This window comes from Glutamicibacter protophormiae, from assembly GCF_016894325.1.
Classification (GTDB): Bacteria; Actinomycetota; Actinomycetes; order Actinomycetales; family Micrococcaceae; genus Glutamicibacter; species Glutamicibacter protophormiae.
The window spans coordinates 3,003,439-3,021,343 of record NZ_CP069806.1 but is presented as its reverse complement, the minus strand read 5'-3'; the positions used below and the strand labels follow the sequence as shown (position 1 = coordinate 3,021,343).

Genomic DNA, 17,905 nt, shown 5'->3' with positions numbered 1-17,905 from the left:
TTCATGGTGGCGCGCACTGCCGCAGCTCAATGGTGAGCACACTCCCAAAGGTTTTTGACAATGTCACAAGAAATGAGGCGGGATAGCCTTCCCGAAACAAACGATTCGGGACTTCATGAAAAAGGCCTGTCCAAGGGCACCGTTGGTGTCCTGGGCCTGATCGTCATCGGCATCTCCTGCATCGCCCCGGCGTACACACTGACCGCCGGGCTCGGCGCGACCGTCGCCGCGGTGGGTACCAGCCTTCCGGCCATCCTGATCGCCGGATTCATTCCCATGCTTCTCGTGGCTCTGGGCTACCGGGAATTGAACAACGCCATGCCCGACTCGGGCACCTCCTTCACCTGGGCGACCCGCGCGTTCGGGCCCATGATCGGCTGGATGGGCGGCTGGGGCCTGATCGCCGCCACGGTGATTGTGCTCTCCAATCTGGCCGCGGTGGCGGTGGACTTCTTCTACATCCTCATCGCCCAGCTCACCGGCCAGGAATGGATTGCGGCGCTGACCAAGAACCTGTGGATCAACATCCCCACCACGCTGGTGTTCATCGCTATCGCCGCCTACATCTCGTACCGCGGCATGAACGCCACCAAGGTCTTCCAGTACGTGCTGGTGGGCTTCCAAGTGGTTGTGCTGCTGTTGTTCGCCGTCATGGCGTTCACTTCGGACACTCCCTATGATCCGACCCCGATCACCTTGGACATGTTCAACCCGATGGGCGTGGAATCCTTCACCGCCTTTGCCGCTGGCATCTCGCTGTCCATCTTCGTGTTCTGGGGCTGGGACGTCACCCTGACCATGAATGAGGAAACCACCGACCCCAACAAGGTCCCGGGCCGCGGCGCCACCTGGACGGTGCTGATCATCATCACGCTGTACCTGGCCGTCGCCACCGCGGTGCTGTACTTCGCCGGCGTCGGAACCACCGGACTGGGCGCCGGCAACGAGGACAACCAGGAATCCATCTTCGCGGTGCTGGCCGGACCGGTCATGGGGCCGCTGGCCATCTTGATGTCGCTGGCCATCATGTCCTCCTCCGCGGCTTCGCTGCAGTCGACCATGGTGTCCCCGGCGCGCACCATCCTGGCCATGGGCTACTACAAGGCGCTGCCAAGCAGCTTCGCCAAGATCTCCCCGCGTTACATGTCGCCGTCGGTGGCTACTGTGGTCTCGGCGGCACCCGCCGCCGCATTCTACGTGGCCACCCGCCTGCTGTCGGAAAACGCCCTGTGGGACACGATCACGGCCCTCGGCCTGATGATCTGCTTCTACTACGGCCTGACCGCGCTGGCCTGCGTCTGGTATTTCCGCGGCGAGCTGTTCGCCAACGCCCGGAACTTCTTCTTCAAGTTCCTGGCTCCGCTGGTGGGCGGTGTCATCCTGCTGGTGATGTTCTTCGTCACCGCAGTCGACTCGATGGACCCGGAGTACGGTTCGGGCTCGGAGATCGGCGGCGTCGGCATGGTCTTCATCCTCGGTGTGGGCGTGCTGCTGCTGGGCGTGCTGGTCATGCTCTACAGCCGTATCCGCCACCCTGCGTTCTTCAAGGGCGAGACGATCAAGACCGGCAAGAACCTGACCCTCTGAGAATCCCGGCGCCCCGGCGTCACGGTTGAACATTGAACCGCCCAAAGCGCGCTTTGGGTGGTTCAATTGTTTTCATGACTACACCTTCGGTTCTCTTCATTTGCTCACGTAATGCCGGCAAGTCGCAGATGGCCGCGGCACTGATGGATTACGTGTCGGACGGCAAGGTCACCAGCTATTCGGCCGGCACCAACCCCGGCGCCTCGATCAACCAGGAAGCGGTCGCCTCGCTGGCCGACTGCGGCGCGGACATGGCCCAAGGCGAACCCAAGCCCATCGATCCGTCGCTGGCCGCCTCGGTGGACCGTGTGGTCATCCTCGGCACCGACGCCAAGCCGAGCTTCGATCCGCAGGTGAAGGTCGAACGCTGGGTTACCTACGAGCCGAGCGAGGACGGCATCACCGGCGCCGAGCGGATGAACATGATCCGCGATGAAATCGCCGACCGGGTGCGCAGCCTTTTCCACGAGCTGGAGAAGTAGGCATCGCACTCGCTACGACTGCACACCGCACCACCTCGTGGTGGCTTCCGGGCATCTGCCTGATCCTCACCGGCTGGTGCGCCAACCAGTACGTCTCCCTGATCAGCTGGTACCAGCAGCAGCGGCTGCTGAGCGAATTCGAAGCCATGCTGGTCATGGGCAGCTACCTGCTCGGCATGATCCCTGCGCTGATGTTCGGCGGTCCGCTGGCTGACCGTTTCGGGCGAAAGCTCTTCACCGTGACGGCATTGGCTTTCTCGATCCTCGGATCCCTGGCGCTGATGGGCGGCTGGTACACCGAAGCGGGCCTGTATCTCGGACGCGTCTTCACCGGGCTGGGCATGGGGCTTGCCATGGTGGCGGTCACCAGCTGGGTCAAGCTGATCAGCCCGGGGCCGGCGGGCGCCACCCGGGCGGCGTTATGCACCTCGGCCGGCTTCGCCATCGGACCGGCGGTCTCCGGCGCAATTGTCGGAGCCAGCCAGAGCCCGGAACTGGCCTACGTGGTCCACGCGGTCGCGACGCTGGCCTGGCTGCTGCTCATGCTCATCGCCAAGGAGGAACAGCCAGCCGTCCTGCGCCAGGTGGCTCCGGCGGATGCTGCCCCTGCCGCGTACCCGATGCGCACCAGCGCGGCCAACATGAAGCGGTTCACCCGGCTGGTGCTGCCCGCAGCCCCATGGGTCTTCGGGATGGCGGCCACGGGATTCGCGGTGGTCCCGGCTCTGACCGCTGAACCGGGCCAATCCAGCCTGCTGTATTCCACGATCGCCGTGGTGGTCACGATGGGCATGGGCGCAGCTATTCAGCCGCTGATCCGCCGTTTCAACGATGTCAGCCGGGTCGGTCTGCTGCTCGGGGGACTGGGCGTTGCCCTGGCCGGCCTGCTGCTGATGATCGTGGTCGCGCTGACCGGCTCCGAAGCCGTGGGCACGGCGGCATCGGTGGTGTCGGGTGCGGCGAACGGCATCCTGCTGGTGGCGGGCTTGAGCCAGGTGCTGGATCTGGCTGGCCCTGCAGATCTGGGCAAGCTGACCGGGCGGTTCTACATGTGCTGCTTCATCGGATTCACATTCCCTACGCTGTTCGCCCTGTGGCGGCCGATGGCCCACCCCGCGCTGTTCATCGGGCTGCTGGCCATCTGCTGTGTTGCCTCCATGGTCCAGGTATTCAGGGCCCGGAAGTACCTGCCCGGACGAACCCTCCAGTCCGTGAACGACTAACGGCCAGGCACAAGGTGCCTGGCCGTTGGGAAAGCTGCGGGCTTAGTGCTTCTCGCCGCTCAGCTTCTTGAGCAGCTCGGTGGTACGGAACGGAATGACGTCGCGCAGGATCATCGAGGTCGAGGTACGGGTGATGCCCGGGCAGAGGCGGATCTCCTCGCTGACGCGGTAGAGGTCGTCGGGATCCGTGGCCGCCACCCGGATCAGCAGATCGGTATCGCCTGCCGGGGCCACGCACTCCAGAACTTCGGGAATTTGCCGCAGTCCCGCGATGGCTTCGTTCAGCCGGGCCTGGTCCAGCTCGGCGCTGACGAAGGCGCTGACGCCGCGACCCATGGCCGCCGGCAGGATACGCGCCGTATTCGGACGCAGGGCGCCGGAGTTCGCCAACCGCTCCAAGCGGGACTGCACGGTGCCGCGAGCTAGTCCGAGCTGTTGGGCGAGCATCATGATGGGAACACGAGGATCGGCATCGAGGGCCAGAAGGATACGTCGGTCGGTTTCGTCGAGCTGATACGTATCCGAATTCATGTGTGGTCTCCTATGACGGCGTGTGCGTGAAGATCGCGAGTGCTACAAATAGATTTTAGTCAAAATGACCAGTATCTCCCAAGCGTATTGCACGGACTGATCGGTTTGTTGCATGCACGGTGCTCGCAGGGACAGCAACGGCACAAATTGTGGTGTAGGGAACACGTTGTGCACAGATTGCACCGAATCAGATCCAACGACAGCAAATGACAGTAACCTGAAGCCATGAGGTTCTTGCGATTAGAAGACGTTGCCGAGGAGCTGAACGTCAAGCTTCCGCAGATCCGCGCGTTGATCAAGAGCGGAGAGCTGCCGGCCATCCAAATCGGGGGCAGGGGAGTGTGGCGAGTGGAACGCGAAAAGCTGGAGGAATACATCCAGACTCGCTATGCCCAGGCACGGGAGGAAATCGACAGGGAATCCTAGCAGGTGCTCCGGCGCGCCTTGCGGGGCGCATGCCGAAGCACCTGAATGCTAGTTCCCCGCTTCATTCATGAACGAATACAGAGCATCGCGGACGAACTGGGCGTGCCCCTGATAGTTCTTGGCAAAGCGTTCATCAGCGACGTACATGTCGGCAAGCCCCAAAACGTACGCGCGCAACTGCGCCGGGTCGCCGGAAGCGGCCGGGGTGCCCGGGATGGACTCCAGCCACTGCACGTGCCGGGAAGCCAGCACGCGCGCAGCGTCGCTGTCGGCGGAGATTCCGTCTTCGCCGGCCTGTACCCACGCGTGGTTCAGTTCCTTGACCTGTTCCATCATGTCGGCTCGCTCGGCGCCGCTCTTCGAGCGCCACCATTGATCGGAACGCTCGTAGGCTTCCGTGCCCCACCGGGCGACGACTTCTTCCTTGTATTGCTCGTTGAATCCTTCGAATGCCGAATCGAGATTCATTTTTTCCCCTTTCGATAGTGCGCTAATGCTGTGGCGCAGTGCTTTGATCTGTCGGTCGATGTTTTCCCGCTGCCGTCCCAGGTCTTTGACATGGATTTCCAGCGCCTGGATCTGATCCGTTGTCGAATCGAGCACCTCGGCGATGGTGTCCAGCCGCAGGCCCAGTTGGCGCAGCAGCAGGATCCGTTGCAAGCGGACCAGCTCTTGCTGGCCATAGTGCCGGTAGCCGTTGCCAGCTACGAATGCCGGACGAAGCAGGCCGATGTGGTCGTAGTGCCTCAGGGTCCTGCTGGTCACCCCGGTCGACTTGGCCACTTCGGAGATGCTGTAACTAGTGCCCGGGTGTTTCCCTTGGCTAATCCTGTCCATGTGAACACGCTATAGGTTGACGTTGCGTCAAGGTCAAGACCGGCTGCGATGGCGCCGCACGGGTGATGTTGGCAAAGTGACGGGTCGATGCAAGGGGAATGTGGTGCTCATTGATCAGATTGATCAATTAGAATTGCTTGTGTTGCACACACTGACTGGTTTGTAGTTGAATAAATGTAGTTGAAGTCGTCAAGGGCTACCGCCAAGAACGGCTTTCACCAGCAAGTTCCAGACCAAAGTCATCTGCAATCTTGTTTGTGCTTCGACCACCCGTATCGAGTCATGGTGAAGAGAATTCGCGAGCGGCTCGTAGGTATTTCACCATTGAGGGAATGCCTACGAGCCGCTCGTCTGTCCTGTCCGGGGGATCTGGAGCATCGCGAAACGCGGCCCCGAAGCCGGGCAGGTGGCCACGCGCTCTGGAAGAATGAGCCCAGAGGAACACTGGGGACTCGAAGGAGCAATGTTGAGATCAACCGCAGGCATTTGGCAGAACTGGTGGATGCAGCTGGTGGCCGGGCTGCTGATCGTGGCGTTCGCCGTGCTGCCGTGGTTGTGGATCGGCTACGAGGACCAGGCGATCCTTCCCTATACTTCGAACGACGCGCTTGGACTGCTGCTCGTCTTTTCCATGGCGACGCTGCTCAGTGCCTTCTTCGCCCGCAGGGTCGGGCGGGGTGGTACTAAATTCGCCGTGGTAACGGATGTCGGTGTGGTGCTCGGATTCATTGCACTGGCATTCCAAGCAACGTACGTACTCGAGCCGGGGTTATTCGACGGTGATATCTCCGCTGACTCGGTGCGCCACCTGTATTTCCTGGGCACACTGTTTGTGGTGTTCCAGATACTGTACTTCCTGATCGTCAAGCTCCAGCTTATTGCCGCAACCCCGTTGGTTGCGCTGATCGCAGTAGGCATCAGCTACTGGCTGCAGGTCGTGGCCTCCTTGGTTTCCGGTGCGCAGTCCTACACTCAATATTTTTGGTATGCCGGGCCGGCAGTCCTCGGGCTTGTGCTGGGCGTCCTGGGATTCCTGAAGGCAGCCAATCTGCTGATCTGGATTCTGTCGCTCGTGATCCAGTGGATCACGCCCGCGCTTTTCGAAAGTGCTGCAGCGCTCGGCCAAGGCGAGGAGCGTGGCATCGGGAACATTTTCAGCACGCTCGTGAGCGGCACCTCGAAAGCCGTGGCCGAGCTGGAATGGCAGGGCCCGGTGCTGGTCAGCCTCGCCACCGCCATGCTGACCAGCGTCATCTTGCTGATTGTCCATAAGGCCAGGGGGTCAAGGTACTAGCTGATCCCTTCGGGCCGAGAGCTCCCTGCACACCATGAAACACGGAAGGAACTAGCCATGAGCCAGAAAACGTCGGATGCGAGTGATTCGGTACTGATCGCGCGGACGCTCCAGGATTATGCCGACCGAAATCCGATCAAGCCCGGCAAGTACGCCGCCAAGCGCATTTTCGCAGGGGAGAAGGCCCAGATCACCGAAATCGCCTTCGATGCGGGGGTGGAGCTTCCGGACCACATGGCGCGAACGCCGATCATTGTCCAGGTGATCAGCGGCGAAGTGCAGTTCACCGTCGGTGATGCAACCACCACGCTGAGCACCGGAGGCTCCATCTTTGTTGAGGCCAACGTCCTGCATGCGGTCTACGCTGCGCAGCAGGCGCGCATCACTGTCACATTCCTCAGCAGCTAGGGTCCGGGACGCGGGCCGCCGGGACCGCCGGTGGGCCACGCGCCCTTTGAATAGAATGATTCCATGAGTGAGCTGCGCGAACGCGATCCGGACGAACTGGTCCAGCCGATTATCCTGCGGATCGACAAGGAAGACCCGTCCACCGAGGACGAGGGGCTGTCGGCCGTCGCCCGCGCAGCGGTTATCGCCTACCTCAGGGCGCCGCAGGCTCCCGAGTGGCAAGTCTGGGCCGGGCAGGCATTTGCCAAATCGGTGCGCCGTGCCAATCCCAAGATGTTCGGCAAGGTGCTGGAGATGTTCCCCGAGGCGATGGTGAGCGAGGTCGGCAAGGCGCAAGCCGTCGGCCTGCCGCCGCTGCCCGCGCACGATCTGCCGAAACTCATCGCCAAGCTGCAGGTATCGGGCACGCAGCTGCCCAAGAGCGCCGAGGTATTGGTCTCCGAGGTCACTATCGGCATCAGGAAGTCGCTGCAAATGTCGACCGGCAAGGCGGCGGCGCAGAGCGCGCATGCGCTGTTCGCCTGGCTAACCGAGGAGAAGGGCGATCGCATCGAACGCTGGTTGTCCGCCCATGCTCCGGTCGGGATCCAGCATTTGTCGGATGAGGAATTCAAGCGGCTCACCGCGCAGGCTGCCGGTCCGGTGATCCAGGACGCGGGGCGTACGGAAATCGAGCCGGGCTCGGAAACCGCATTTGTATACATGCGAAACAACTAGGTGAATTTAGAGTGTGAAGATACTGTATTTTCTCTGGGTATGACATTCTAAGAGTGGCAGCCGTAACTGGAGGACTACCGACGGGCAGCTGTCATCCAGTTTCCGACCTCACCGAGCAGTGAGGCTCAGACCGAAAGAACCCAGATGCCCCGTCGCACTCGCGCGCTAGGCCTTGCCCTGGCGCTGTCACTATGCCTGAGTCCCGTGATCCCGGCCGCCGCCGTGCCGAGCATCGATCCCGCCCAGGAAGTCGCCCTTGCCGCCGCGGTCAAAACCGTCAGCAAGAAAACCATACAGAACCTGAACCTGCGCCAGAGCGCCAGCGCTTCGTCCAAATCGCTGCTCGTGATTCCCAAGAACGCCACGGTCAAGGTCGGCGCCACGAGCAACGGCTGGTCTCAGACCAGCTACGGCAACAAGACCGGCTGGGTCTCGGCGAAGTTCCTGGTAAATGTTCCAGCGACCTCCACCGCGAAAACCAAGACCTACCGCTACCTGGGCTCCTACCAGGTGCTGAGGCAGAACCCGTCGACCACGGCCAAATCGCTGGGGGAGCTGCAGCGCCGAACCAAGGTCGAGCGGCTGGGGGCAACCGGTTCTTGGACCAAGATCAAGTCGGGCGGCAAGACCGGGTTCGTTCCCACGAACCAGCTGTCGAACACTGCGCCGGCTATTGCGTATCGCTGGGCCAAGACCAAGCAGCCGATCTACAAGAGCACCTCGACCAGCTCCGCCAAGGTTGCGACCCTCGCCTCCGGGGCGAAGGTCCAGTGGCTGCGCAACTACGGCAGCTGGAGCTCGGTGTCGGTTTCGGGCAAGACCGGATGGATCCAGAGCAAGCACCTGGGTGCCACCGCACCGCTGAAGGTGATCGGTTCGCGCTGGAGCATTGACACCACGGTGGTCCGCGCGACCCCGTCGTCCAAGGCGAAATCGATGGGAAGCATCCCGGCAGGCCAGCAGCTGAGCCTGTACTCGACCAGCGGCTCGTGGGCCAAGGTCAAGACCTCCAAGGGCATCGGCTGGGTGCCGGCTGCCTCGCTGGTGGCCACGGCGTACAAGCCGGTAGCCAGCAAGTCCTACTGGACCGGGGCGAATCTCGCCTTGAAGTCGGCGAACTCCGCTGGCAGCAAGAGCCTGGGCACCATCGCCAAGGGGCAGAAGGTCACCGCCATCGGCACCGCCAACGGCTGGACCCGGATCAAGTCAGCCAAGGGCACCGGCTGGGTGCCGTCCAAGAACCTGCTGGGCAAGGCCCCGGTTCTCGACAAGGTCATCGGATCGCGCTGGACCATCGACAAGACCGTCGTCCGCGCCACCGCCTCGACCAAGGCCAAGTCCCTGGGGACCGCCTACGCCGGCCAGAAGTTGAGCCTGTACTCGACCAACGGCTCCTGGTCGAAGGTCAAAACCGCCCAGGGCGCCGGCTGGGTTCCCACCTCCTCGCTGGTGACCACCGCCTACAAGCCGGTGTCCAACACGTCCTACTGGACCACCGCCGGCACCACGCTGCGCGCGTCCAACAACGGCAGCTCGGCATCGCTGGGCTCCCTCGCCAAGGGCCAGAAGGTCACCGCCATCGGCACCGCCAACGGCTGGAACCGCGTCACGACGGCCAAGGGAACCGGCTGGATTCCGGCGAAGCACCTGAGCACCAAGGCCCCTGTCGTGGACAAGGTCATCGGCACCCGCTGGACCATGGACTCGACGGCGGTGCGGACCTCGGCGTCGTCCTCCGCGAAGTCGCTGGGCACCATTCCGGCCGGCCAGAAGCTCAGCCTCTACGCAACCAGCGGCTCGTGGTCGAAGGTCAAGACTTCCAAGGGAACCGGCTGGGTTCCGACCTCCACGCTGATGAACTCGGCCTACGCCGTGATCGCCAGCAAGCCCTACTGGGCCACCACCAACGTGAACCAGCGCGCCGGAAGCTCGGTGAACACCACGTCCCAGGGCGTGCTGTCCACAAATGAAAAGGTCACCGCCCTGGGCTCCGCCAACGGCTGGATCCGCGTGAATAGCCGGCTCGGCACCGGCTGGGTGTCGGGCGCCTATCTCTCGGTGTCCAAGCCGAGCTTGCCGCTGCCGTCGGATCCGCCGCCGCCCGCAGCGGACGCCAGCTACCGCTGGACCACCGCGAGCGTCAACCTGCGCACCGGCGCCGGAACCCAGTACGCATCCAAGGGCGTGGTGTCGCTGGGTGAAAAGGTCACCTACCTGAAGACCGCGAACGGCTGGGCCAACGTGGGCACCAGCCTGGGCAGCGGATGGATCAAGGACGACTACCTGAGCACCAAGGCCACCGTCTCGGTGCAGCCCGACACCCAAAAGGTCATCGACGCGGTCAAGGGCCGCTTCGCAGACGGCATCAGCGCCATCTACACCCTGCGCAGCGGATCGACCGGGCACAGCAGCGGCAAGGCCGCGGATTTGATGATCCGCAACTACAAGACCGCAGCAGGTATTGCCCACGGCGACAAGATCGCGCAATTCCTGCTCGACAACCGCGACCAGTTGGGTGTCTCCTACCTGATCTGGCAGGACGAAATCTGGCTTCCAACCACCGGATGGACGGCCTACTCCACCTCCGGCAAGTACGGAAACCAGTTCACCGGCAACTGGAACGACACGACCCGCCACATGGACCACGTCCATGTCGAGGTCTACGGCAACGCCGCGAACAACAAGCCGCTGGACCTCAGCGCCCTGCGCTAGCGCGCGGGCCTCGCGGCCCGCACGCGGGGGAAGGCACTTGAGCAGGCCCCGGAACGACGCCGTCGCAACGGCGTCGTTCCGGGGCCTGTTTTTCTGCTCTGGCAGCCCTCGCTCCATTGACCGAGGGGTGGGCCTCAACGGAGCCGAATTGAATGTTTGACCCCTCGAACATTATCCTATGAGGGGGTGGAACGTGAGCCCCGCTTGCGCGGCAACGAAGCCGCGCGAGGGCAGGACAAGGATTTGAGGGTTGTTGGTGAAAACTCACTCGTACCGGCGGCGGGGCCCGTGCTTGCTGCGCCTGGGCATCATGACGCTGATGCTGCTGTTTGTGGCGGGGTGCTCCGGCGTCACCGCGGCCGAACCGCAGCCGGTGGTGCCCGATAACCGTCCGGTGGTCTTGACGACGTTCACGGTGCTGGCCGATATCGCGCAGAACGTGGCGGGGGAGCACCTGCGGGTGGAATCGGTGACCCGGCTGGGCGCGGAAATCCACGGCTATGAACCGACGCCGGACGACCTGCGGCGGGCCTCGCAGGCGGACCTGATCCTGGACAACGGGCTGAACCTCGAAGCATGGTTCGCGCAATTCGTCGCCGACAACCCCGCCCCGCACGTCACGGTCAGCGACGACGTCGAAGTCATCGACATCGCGGATGAAGAAGGCTCCGGGAAACCTAACCCGCACGCCTGGATGAGTCCGCTGAACGTGCAGAAGTATGCAGGGCGCATCGCCCAGGCGTTCAGCGACCTGGACCCGGAACATGCCGCGGACTACAGCGCCAATGCGGAGGACTACCAGCGCAAGCTCCAGGCGGTGCACGACGAGCTGGCCGCCTCGCTCGCGCAGATCCCCGAATCCCACCGGACCCTGGTGACCTGCGAAGGCGCCTTCAGCTACCTGGCGCGCGACGTCGGGCTGGCGGAGAAATACCTGTGGGCGGTCAACGCGGAATCGCAGGCCACTCCGCGCAAGGTGGCAGCCGCCATCGACACCGTGCGCGAGCAGCAGATCCCCGCGGTGTTCTGCGAATCCACTGTGTCGGACGCCGCCATGCGGCGCGTGGTGGAGTCCACCGACGCGGTCTACGGCGGGACGCTCTACGTCGACTCGCTGTCGGCAGCCGACGGGCCGGTCCCGAGCTACCTCGACCTGATCACCCACGACACCCGTACCATCGCCCGCGCATTGAAGGGAGAGAAGCCATGAGCAGTCAAGTGCAATATCCATGGGCCATCGACGTCCAGAACGCCACCGTCCACTACGGCCCGGTCCAGGCGCTCGACCACGCCACCGTGCAGCTGGGACGGGGCATGGTCTGCGGGCTGGTGGGCATGAACGGCTCCGGCAAGTCCACCCTTTTCAAGACGATCATGGGCCAGATCAAGCCGGATACCGGCAGCGTCCAGATCAACGGACAGGATCCGCAGCAGGCGCGGAAAAAGGGCATGATCGGCTACGTCCCGCAGAACGAGGCAGTGGATTGGGATTTCCCCATCTCCGTGCGGGAAGTGGTGATGACCGGCCGCTACGGGCACATGGGCTTTACTCGCCGGCCGCGCAAGGCCGACCAGCGGGCGGTGGACGAAGCGCTGGAACGCGTCGAGCTGACCGCCTATGCAGGGCGGCAGATCGGACAGCTCTCCGGCGGGCAGAAGAAACGCGCTTTCGTGGCCCGCGGCATCGCCCAGGAAGCCAGCATCATGCTGCTCGACGAGCCCTTCGCCGGCGTGGACAAGCGCAGCGAGGCGACCATCACCAAGCTGCTGCGGGAAGTCGCGGACGACGGCGGCACGGTGCTGGTCTCCACCCATGACCTGCACGCGTTGCCCGCGTTGGCCGACGAAGCCATCCTGCTGATGCGCAGGGTGCTCATGCACGGGGACCCCACCCGCGTGCTGCAACCCGAGAACCTGGCCATGGCCTTCGGCCTGGACCCCATGAAACGAGGCGGACAGTGAACCTGTTTGAACTGCTGGTCGAACCGCTGACCTACACCTTCATGCTCCGCGCGCTGGCCGTGACGATCATCGCCGCGGTGCTGTGCGCGATCCTGTCCTGCTGGCTGGTGCTGATCGGCTGGTCGCTGATGGGCGACGCCGTCTCCCACGCGGTGCTTCCCGGCGTCGTCCTGGCCTACATCGTCGGGGCTCCCTTCGCCCTGGGCGCCCTGGTGTTCGGTTTCCTCGCGGTCGCCCTAATCGGGGGAGTGCGCGATACCTCCAGGCTCAAGGAGGATGCGGCCATCGGCATCGTGTTCACCACGCTGTTCTCCTTCGGCCTGGTGCTGATTTCCGTGACGCCGAGCCAGGTGGACTTGAACCACATCATCTTCGGCAACCTGCTGGGCGTTTCGGCCGCCGACCTGTGGCAGGTGCTGATTATCGGTGCCATCACCTTCGTGATCCTGCTTCTCAAGCGCAAGGACTTCACCCTCTACGCGTTCGACCCCACCCATGCGCACGCGCTGGGCATGAACCCGAAGCTCATGGGCGCGGTGCTGCTGGGCCTGCTGGCCATGACCTCGGTCGTGGCGTTGCAGGCAGTGGGCGTGATCCTGGTGGTGGCCATGCTCATCATCCCGGGGGCCACCGCCTATCTGCTCACCGACCGCTTCGGCGCCATGCTGGTGATCGCGCCGGTGCTGGCCGCCTCCGGCGGGGTGCTCGGCGTGTATGTGAGCTACTACCTGGACGCCTCCACCGGCGGCATGGTGGTGCTGGCCCAGGGCCTGATCTTCGTTCTGGTCTACCTCTTCAGCCCGCGCCAGGGCCTGGTCGCCTCGCGGCTGGCGATCCTGCGCCGGCGCAGGGCGCTGTCGACGGCCGACTAGGACCGGGAACGCACCGCGGGTTTGCCTGCCCGAACAACAAGACACCGCCCCGAACTGGAGCCAGTTCGGGGGCGGTGTCTTGTTGCTTCGCCCGGTGCCGCCGGCTAGACGGCCAGCTTGCGGCGGATGAAGCCGGAGGCCTGGTCCACCACGATGATCAGGATCAGCACGATGATGATGTGGGTCAGCATGGTGTCGAACTGGAAGGACTTGATGGCCTGGTTGATCAACAGGCCGATGCCGCCGGCGCCGACGAGGCCCAGAACCAGCGAGGAACGGACGTTGACGTCGAAGCGGTACAGCAGCAATCCGACGAACTGCGGGATGACCAGCGGCAGCGAGCCGTGGGCGATCTGCTGCAGGCGGGAGGCCCCGGCGGTGGACAGCGCCTCCTGCGGGCCCTGGTCGGTTTCCTCCATGGACTCGGCCCAGAGCTTGCCCATCACGCCGGTGTTGTGGCAGATCAGCGCCAGCACGCCGGCGAACGGGCCCAGGCCCACGGCGGTCACGAAGATCAGCGCGAACACGATGTCCGGCACCGCGCGGAAGAAGGACAGGATGGCGCGGGAGACCTGGTAGGCCACCGGGCGCGGGGAGGTGGTGCGCGAGGCCAGCACCGCCAGCAGCAGCGCGCTGGGGATGGACAGCGTGGTGCCCAGCAGGCCGATCCACAGTGTCACCAGCGTGGCTTCAAGACCCGGCTTGATGACTTCCTCCCAGTCCAGGTTCGGCGGGAAGGCGTCGGAGACGAAGCGGGCCATGCCCTGCCAGCCGTCGACCAGCAGCGTCGGGTCGAAGTCGGTGCCGGCGACCGCGAGCAGGTGCAGCACCACGATGATGGCGGCCGCCGTTCCCCACAGCATCGCCTTGCGTCCGCGGTGCGGATCGGCGGAAACGGGAAGCTTGATCGGGGCCGGGGTGCGGCCGGAGACGGATTCCATGGCGGTGTCCATCGGTCGGGGAGGGGTCTGGATGCTCATGCCGCGTTCCTTTCGGGGGAGTAGAGGGTGTCGAGCACACCCTGGTTCAGGGAGGCGACCGGGCCGTCGAAGGTGATGCGGCCGTGCATCAGCCCGATCGCGCGGTCCGCGTGGCGCAGCGCCAGATCGGGCTGGTGCAGCACCGCGGCGACCGCCAGGTTCTCGTTGTGGGCCAGCTCGGCGAGCAGTTCCATGACGTGTTCGGCGGCGTTCGGGTCCAGCGCGGACACCGGCTCGTCGGCCAGCAGCACGCTGGCACGCTGGCACAGGGCGCGGGCCACGGCCACACGCTGCTGCTGCCCGCCGGAGAGGCGCCCCACGCGGTCCAGCGCGCGGTCGGCCATTCCCACGCGTTCCAGGCATCCCATGGCTTCTTCGCGCAGTTCGCGGGAGAAGAACAGCGGGGAGACCGAGGCCAGCGAGCCGACCCGGGCCAGCGCCCCGGCGCAGACGTTGTCCAGGGCGGTGCGGCGCGGCACCAGGTGGATCTTCTGGAAGACCATGGCGGCCTTGCCGCGGGCCAGCTGCAACTGGCGTCCGCCGAGCTGCGAGAGCTGCGCGCCGTCCAGCTCGATGCGCCCGGCATCCGGTTCGGTCAGCCCTGCCACGCACTTCAGGGTGGTGGACTTGCCCGAACCATTGGCGCCGAGGAAGGCGACCAGTTCGCCGCGCTTGACCTCGAAGTCCACGTCGTCCAGGACGCGGCGGCCGTTGAAGGACTTGGCCAGTGACTGTACCTTGAGGGCTGCCTGTTCCACTTTAGATGTCCTTCTCGGTCAGGCCCATTTCGGAGGCCAGGTCGAACAACGGCTTGTAGGTTTCCTTGGTGACTTCCAGCAGCGGTCCGGCAGGGTCCACGTCCAGGAACTTTCCGACCTGCTCGATGTCTTCCTTCGGCAGGTTCAGCAGCGCGTCCTTGACGGCCTTCTTCAGCTCCGGATCGGCATCCCGGCGCACGGTGATCGGGTCGTTCGGGATCGGTTCGGAGGTCCAGACCTGGCGGAAGTCCTCCGGGTTGAAGGTGCCCTCGGCCGTGGCGGTGGCCAGGGTCTGGGTGTTGATCTGCGCCGCGTCCACGGTGCCGTTGACCAGGGCCAGCATCGCTTCGGGGTGGCCGCCGGCGTAGTTGATGTTCAGTTCGGCCTCCGGGATGCCAGCGGTCTTCAGCGCGTAGCGGGGCAGGACGTCGCCGGAGGTCGAACCGACGCCGCCCAGGGCGAGGTCCTTGCCGCGCAGGTCGTCGACGCTCTTGATGTCCGAGTCCTTCGGCACCCAGATGCCGGCGGTGTAGGTGCTCAGCTTGCCGTCGGCGGTGCCGAAGGAGGCCAGCGGCTCGGCACCGGCCTGCTCACTGGCGAAGACGTAGCCGACCGGGCCGAACTGGCCCAGGTCCAGCTTGCCGTTGCGCATGGCCAGGACCTCGGCGGAGTAGTCCTCCACCACCTGGACCTCGACCTCGCAGCCCAGTTCGCGCTCCATGGCGTCGGCCAGCACGCCATAGGCGGGCTCCAGCTTGGCAGGATCCTCGAATGGTTCGATGCCGAACTTGATCGGCCCGTCGGCGCAGTAGGCCGGGGCGCCGGAGGCCTCGGCAGAGGTGCTGCCGCTGGCCTCGGTGGCTCCGCAGGCGGTGGTGGCCAGCAGGCCGACGGCCACGGTGGCCAGGGGAAGTGCGCGGGAAAGCTTCATGGGGATGCTCCTGTGTGAGAAAAAGTCTGTTGCGAGTGGGTGGAGGTGCTTAGCGGGCCAGCGCGGCCAGCGGCCGGCGGAGGGTGAGGAGATCGGTGACGTTGCGGTCTGCCAGGCCGAATGACAGGGTCATGCCCACGCCTGCGGTCACCGAGACCACGGTGACTGCCGGGCAGATGTCGGCGATCAGCAGCGGGCCGACCTCGCTGGAGGCGTAGACGCCCTGCCAGCGTTCTTCGATTTCCAGCGGTGTGCCGAGGATCTTCTCGATGCTCTGCAGCAGGGAAGCGGAGGTTTTCTCCTTCAGGAACGGGGGCTGGGTCAGGTCGTAGGTGTGCGAATCGCCGAGCAGCAGCGAGCCGTCCGGGCGCTGGGTGAACATGACGTTGGCTTCGATGTCCAGCAGCTGGGGCTGGTGCTCGCGGACTTCGGCGCGCAGCTTGGCGGCGGACGGCACCTCCGTGAACGCCTCGTAGCGCAGCATCGAGGTGGCGGTCAGCACTGCCGGGCCCAGCTGAAGCGGCTGGTTCTCGGCGGTGCGGGCCATCTGCAGCGCGCAGCGGCGGACCTTGTGATCCTCGGCGAGCTGCGGGAAGAGGTAGTCGACGTCATGGCCGACGCAGACGAACACCTGGTCCGCCTCGATGGGGCCGCGGCTGGTCTCGACGCGGGCGCGGCGGATGGCCCCGGCGCCGAAGCCCAGCGCCGCGGTATTCCAGCGCACCGATCCATGCTCCTGCGCATCCAGCCAGGCGGCCAGCTTTGCCACGGTGGTGCGCGGGTCGACGCGCAGGTCGTCGCGCAGCCGGGCGCCACCGGCGATCCCCTCGGTGGTGCTGCGTCCCAGCACGCCGGCCACTTCATCGGCGCTGAGCAGGGTGATCTGTCCGGACTCGCGGACCGCAGCCAGCTCGCTGAGCACCTGCAGTTCGGTTGCGGTCGCGGCGACCACCATGGCCCCGGCCTCGGCGGCCCAGAAACCTGCGCGCTGGGCGTACTCAAGCCATAACGGCCTGCCTGCCTGGGCGATGTCGTAGAGTTCTCCGGACTGCGCGGTGATGCAGGCATGGCCGAAATTGCGTACCGAGGCGCCCACGGCGCGGTGGTCGCGGTCGATGACGGTGACGGTGTAGCCGGCATCCAGTGCGCGGGCTGCATGGGCCAGGCCGATGATGCCTGCGCCAACCACCAGGACATCGGTCTGCAGCGGCTGGGAAGCGGTGGGGAGGGAAGTGTTTTCGTTCATCACGGAATTGATCATCCGCGCCCTGACCTAGCGATTTCAAGCCAGATCGGCACTTGTTCAAACAAGTTTGCCCAGTGTTCAACTTGGTTAATTTTCGTTAACCTAAGCTTCATTTGGAAGCCGGAAAAACCAATGATTTCAAGGGATTTCCACTTGTATGATCAAGTGGTGATTCAGAATAAGAACCAACCCAAGCACCAGTTGCTGGCCGCGGACCTGCGCGAGCGGATCGCCTCCGGCCAATGGCTGGAGGGGGAACCGATTCCCAGCGAGACGGAGCTGTGTGCCCAGGCGAACGCTTCTCGGGGAACCGTGCGCCATGCCCTGGCTACGCTGCGTTCCGAAGGCTTGATCGCAGGCGGCCAGGGAAAGCCCCCGGTTGTTGCGCATGCGGTGCGCTCGCAGTCCTTCAGCACCTTCATGTCCTTCACCGAGTGGGCGCATTCCGTCGGGCGGACTCCGGGGCAGCGCACGCTGGAACTCGCGCGCCGCCCGGCCACGGAGGAGGCCGCCGGGCAGCTGGAGCTGGAGCCCGGAACAATGATCGTCCAGGTGCTGCGCCTTCGCCTGCTGGATGACACCCCGGCCATGATCGAACGCACCAGTTTCGCGCCGGATGCAGGACGCCTGCTCTTCGACTTCGACACCGATTCCGGGTCGATCTTCAACTACCTGCGCGAACAGGGCGTGGATCTGAGCCGCGGCAAGCACATCATCGATGCGGTGGCCGCGGACGGCGAAGACAGCACGCTGCTCCAGGTGCCCGCCGGCACGCCGCTGCTGCGCGAACGGCGCATCACCTCATCCAGCACCGGCGAGGTCAAGGAATATTCCGATGACCGCTACCTGCCCCACCTTGCCAATTTCACCATTGAAAACACCATCGAGGAACGCGCGGCATTCACCCGCGCGCCGAGCTTGGCACTGCAAAGCTTCTAA

General features: G+C 64.6%; 18 protein-coding genes. 12 read left to right on the top strand and 6 right to left on the bottom strand.

Going from position 1 to position 17,905, the window contains the following annotated elements; translation table 11 throughout:
* Positions 1-60 precede the first annotated feature (60 nt).
* The 3 genes from JQN66_RS14135 (at position 61) to JQN66_RS14125 (ending at position 3,292) form a co-directional block, all read left to right on the top strand.
* The gene (locus JQN66_RS14135) at positions 61-1,587 is read left to right on the top strand and encodes an APC family permease (protein WP_204675595.1); all 1,527 of its coding nucleotides are present in this window, start codon (positions 61-63) and stop codon (positions 1,585-1,587) included.
* A 74-nt stretch (positions 1,588-1,661) separates the two neighbouring features.
* Complete coding sequence (locus JQN66_RS14130) at positions 1,662-2,069, top strand: arsenate-mycothiol transferase ArsC (protein WP_204675594.1); 408 nt, start codon at positions 1,662-1,664, stop codon at positions 2,067-2,069.
* Between the two features lie 2 nt (positions 2,070-2,071).
* A complete protein-coding gene (locus tag JQN66_RS14125) occupies positions 2,072-3,292 on the top strand; it encodes an MFS transporter (RefSeq protein WP_204677615.1) in 1,221 nt (406 codons plus the stop codon).
* Positions 3,293-3,334: 42 nt separating this feature from the next.
* Here the strand turns inward: JQN66_RS14125 and JQN66_RS14120 are convergent, their stop codons facing one another.
* Positions 3,335-3,823: an Lrp/AsnC family transcriptional regulator gene (locus tag JQN66_RS14120; protein ID WP_047120065.1), complete on the bottom strand. Its 489-nt coding sequence runs from the start codon at positions 3,821-3,823 to the stop codon at positions 3,335-3,337.
* 225 nt (positions 3,824-4,048) lie between these two features.
* Here JQN66_RS14120 and JQN66_RS14115 point away from each other — a divergent pair, with 225 nt between their 5' ends.
* Positions 4,049-4,249 carry a helix-turn-helix domain-containing protein gene (locus tag JQN66_RS14115; protein ID WP_053798763.1) on the top strand — a complete coding sequence of 67 codons (201 nt, stop codon included), beginning with the start codon at positions 4,049-4,051 and terminating at the stop codon, positions 4,247-4,249.
* 48 nt (positions 4,250-4,297) lie between these two features.
* Here the strand turns inward: JQN66_RS14115 and JQN66_RS14110 are convergent, their stop codons facing one another.
* Positions 4,298-5,032: a MerR family transcriptional regulator gene (locus JQN66_RS14110; protein WP_239464025.1), complete on the bottom strand. Its 735-nt coding sequence runs from the start codon at positions 5,030-5,032 to the stop codon at positions 4,298-4,300.
* A 481-nt stretch (positions 5,033-5,513) separates the two neighbouring features.
* On the opposite strand from JQN66_RS14110, the gene JQN66_RS14105 reads away from it, so the two are divergent.
* The 7 genes from JQN66_RS14105 (at position 5,514) to JQN66_RS14075 (ending at position 13,051) form a co-directional block, all read left to right on the top strand.
* Positions 5,514-6,380, top strand: a complete 867-nt coding sequence (locus JQN66_RS14105) for a hypothetical protein (protein WP_204675592.1) — start codon at positions 5,514-5,516, stop codon at positions 6,378-6,380.
* A 57-nt stretch (positions 6,381-6,437) separates the two neighbouring features.
* Positions 6,438-6,788, top strand: a complete 351-nt coding sequence (locus JQN66_RS14100; protein ID WP_204675591.1) for a cupin domain-containing protein — start codon at positions 6,438-6,440, stop codon at positions 6,786-6,788.
* A 63-nt stretch (positions 6,789-6,851) separates the two neighbouring features.
* Entirely contained in the window at positions 6,852-7,505 is a 654-nt protein-coding gene (locus tag JQN66_RS14095; RefSeq protein ID WP_204675590.1) for an aminoacyl-tRNA hydrolase, read from the top strand.
* A 144-nt stretch (positions 7,506-7,649) separates the two neighbouring features.
* Entirely contained in the window at positions 7,650-10,217 is a 2,568-nt protein-coding gene (locus JQN66_RS14090; RefSeq protein WP_204675589.1) for an SH3 domain-containing protein, read from the top strand.
* Between the two features lie 256 nt (positions 10,218-10,473).
* Positions 10,474-11,427: a metal ABC transporter substrate-binding protein gene (locus JQN66_RS14085; protein WP_239464024.1), complete on the top strand. Its 954-nt coding sequence runs from the start codon at positions 10,474-10,476 to the stop codon at positions 11,425-11,427.
* Entirely contained in the window at positions 11,424-12,179 is a 756-nt protein-coding gene (locus tag JQN66_RS14080) for a metal ABC transporter ATP-binding protein (RefSeq protein WP_407717430.1), read from the top strand. The genes JQN66_RS14085 and JQN66_RS14080 overlap by 4 nt, the downstream gene beginning before the upstream one ends.
* 41 nt (positions 12,180-12,220) lie before the next feature.
* Complete coding sequence (locus JQN66_RS14075; RefSeq protein ID WP_417372605.1) at positions 12,221-13,051, top strand: metal ABC transporter permease; 831 nt, start codon at positions 12,221-12,223, stop codon at positions 13,049-13,051.
* A 104-nt stretch (positions 13,052-13,155) separates the two neighbouring features.
* Here JQN66_RS14075 and phnE read toward each other — a convergent pair whose 3' ends face one another.
* From phnE to JQN66_RS14055, 4 genes are read right to left on the bottom strand one after another with little or no spacing between them, the layout of a single operon-like run.
* Complete coding sequence (phnE, locus tag JQN66_RS14070; protein ID WP_239464023.1) at positions 13,156-14,031, bottom strand: phosphonate ABC transporter, permease protein PhnE; 876 nt, start codon at positions 14,029-14,031, stop codon at positions 13,156-13,158.
* Entirely contained in the window at positions 14,028-14,789 is a 762-nt protein-coding gene (locus JQN66_RS14065) for a phosphonate ABC transporter ATP-binding protein (RefSeq protein WP_204675587.1), read from the bottom strand. Before JQN66_RS14065 ends, phnE begins: the two co-directional genes overlap by 4 nt.
* Before the next feature lies 1 nt (position 14,790).
* Positions 14,791-15,720, bottom strand: a complete 930-nt coding sequence (locus JQN66_RS14060) for a phosphate/phosphite/phosphonate ABC transporter substrate-binding protein (RefSeq protein ID WP_204675586.1) — start codon at positions 15,718-15,720, stop codon at positions 14,791-14,793.
* 49 nt (positions 15,721-15,769) lie between these two features.
* A complete protein-coding gene (locus JQN66_RS14055; RefSeq protein ID WP_204675585.1) occupies positions 15,770-16,966 on the bottom strand; it encodes a TIGR03364 family FAD-dependent oxidoreductase in 1,197 nt (398 codons plus the stop codon).
* Positions 16,967-17,134: 168 nt separating this feature from the next.
* Here JQN66_RS14055 and JQN66_RS14050 point away from each other — a divergent pair, with 168 nt between their 5' ends.
* Positions 17,135-17,905 (top strand): GntR family transcriptional regulator, encoded by a 771-nt coding sequence (locus JQN66_RS14050; RefSeq protein ID WP_239464022.1) that lies wholly within the window; start codon positions 17,135-17,137, stop codon positions 17,903-17,905.

Excerpts from the sequence above, each read along its gene's own strand:
- JQN66_RS14135 (WP_204675595.1), top strand. The coding sequence starts at position 61 with ATGTCACAAGAAATGAGGCGGGATAGCCTTCCCGAAACAAACGATTCG.
- JQN66_RS14130 (WP_204675594.1), top strand. The coding sequence starts at position 1,662 with ATGACTACACCTTCGGTTCTCTTCATTTGCTCACGTAATGCCGGCAAG.
- JQN66_RS14120 (WP_047120065.1), bottom strand. The coding sequence starts at position 3,823 with ATGAATTCGGATACGTATCAGCTCGACGAAACCGACCGACGTATCCTT.
- JQN66_RS14115 (WP_053798763.1), top strand. The coding sequence starts at position 4,049 with ATGAGGTTCTTGCGATTAGAAGACGTTGCCGAGGAGCTGAACGTCAAG.
- JQN66_RS14105 (WP_204675592.1), top strand. The coding sequence starts at position 5,514 with ATGAGCCCAGAGGAACACTGGGGACTCGAAGGAGCAATGTTGAGATCA.
- JQN66_RS14100 (WP_204675591.1), top strand. The coding sequence starts at position 6,438 with ATGAGCCAGAAAACGTCGGATGCGAGTGATTCGGTACTGATCGCGCGG.
- JQN66_RS14095 (WP_204675590.1), top strand. The coding sequence starts at position 6,852 with ATGAGTGAGCTGCGCGAACGCGATCCGGACGAACTGGTCCAGCCGATT.
- JQN66_RS14090 (WP_204675589.1), top strand. The coding sequence starts at position 7,650 with ATGCCCCGTCGCACTCGCGCGCTAGGCCTTGCCCTGGCGCTGTCACTA.
- JQN66_RS14080 (WP_407717430.1), top strand. The coding sequence starts at position 11,424 with ATGAGCAGTCAAGTGCAATATCCATGGGCCATCGACGTCCAGAACGCC.
- JQN66_RS14075 (WP_417372605.1), top strand. The coding sequence starts at position 12,221 with ATGCTCCGCGCGCTGGCCGTGACGATCATCGCCGCGGTGCTGTGCGCG.
- phnE (WP_239464023.1), bottom strand. The coding sequence starts at position 14,031 with ATGAGCATCCAGACCCCTCCCCGACCGATGGACACCGCCATGGAATCC.
- JQN66_RS14060 (WP_204675586.1), bottom strand. The coding sequence starts at position 15,720 with ATGAAGCTTTCCCGCGCACTTCCCCTGGCCACCGTGGCCGTCGGCCTG.
- JQN66_RS14055 (WP_204675585.1), bottom strand. The coding sequence starts at position 16,966 with ATGAACGAAAACACTTCCCTCCCCACCGCTTCCCAGCCGCTGCAGACC.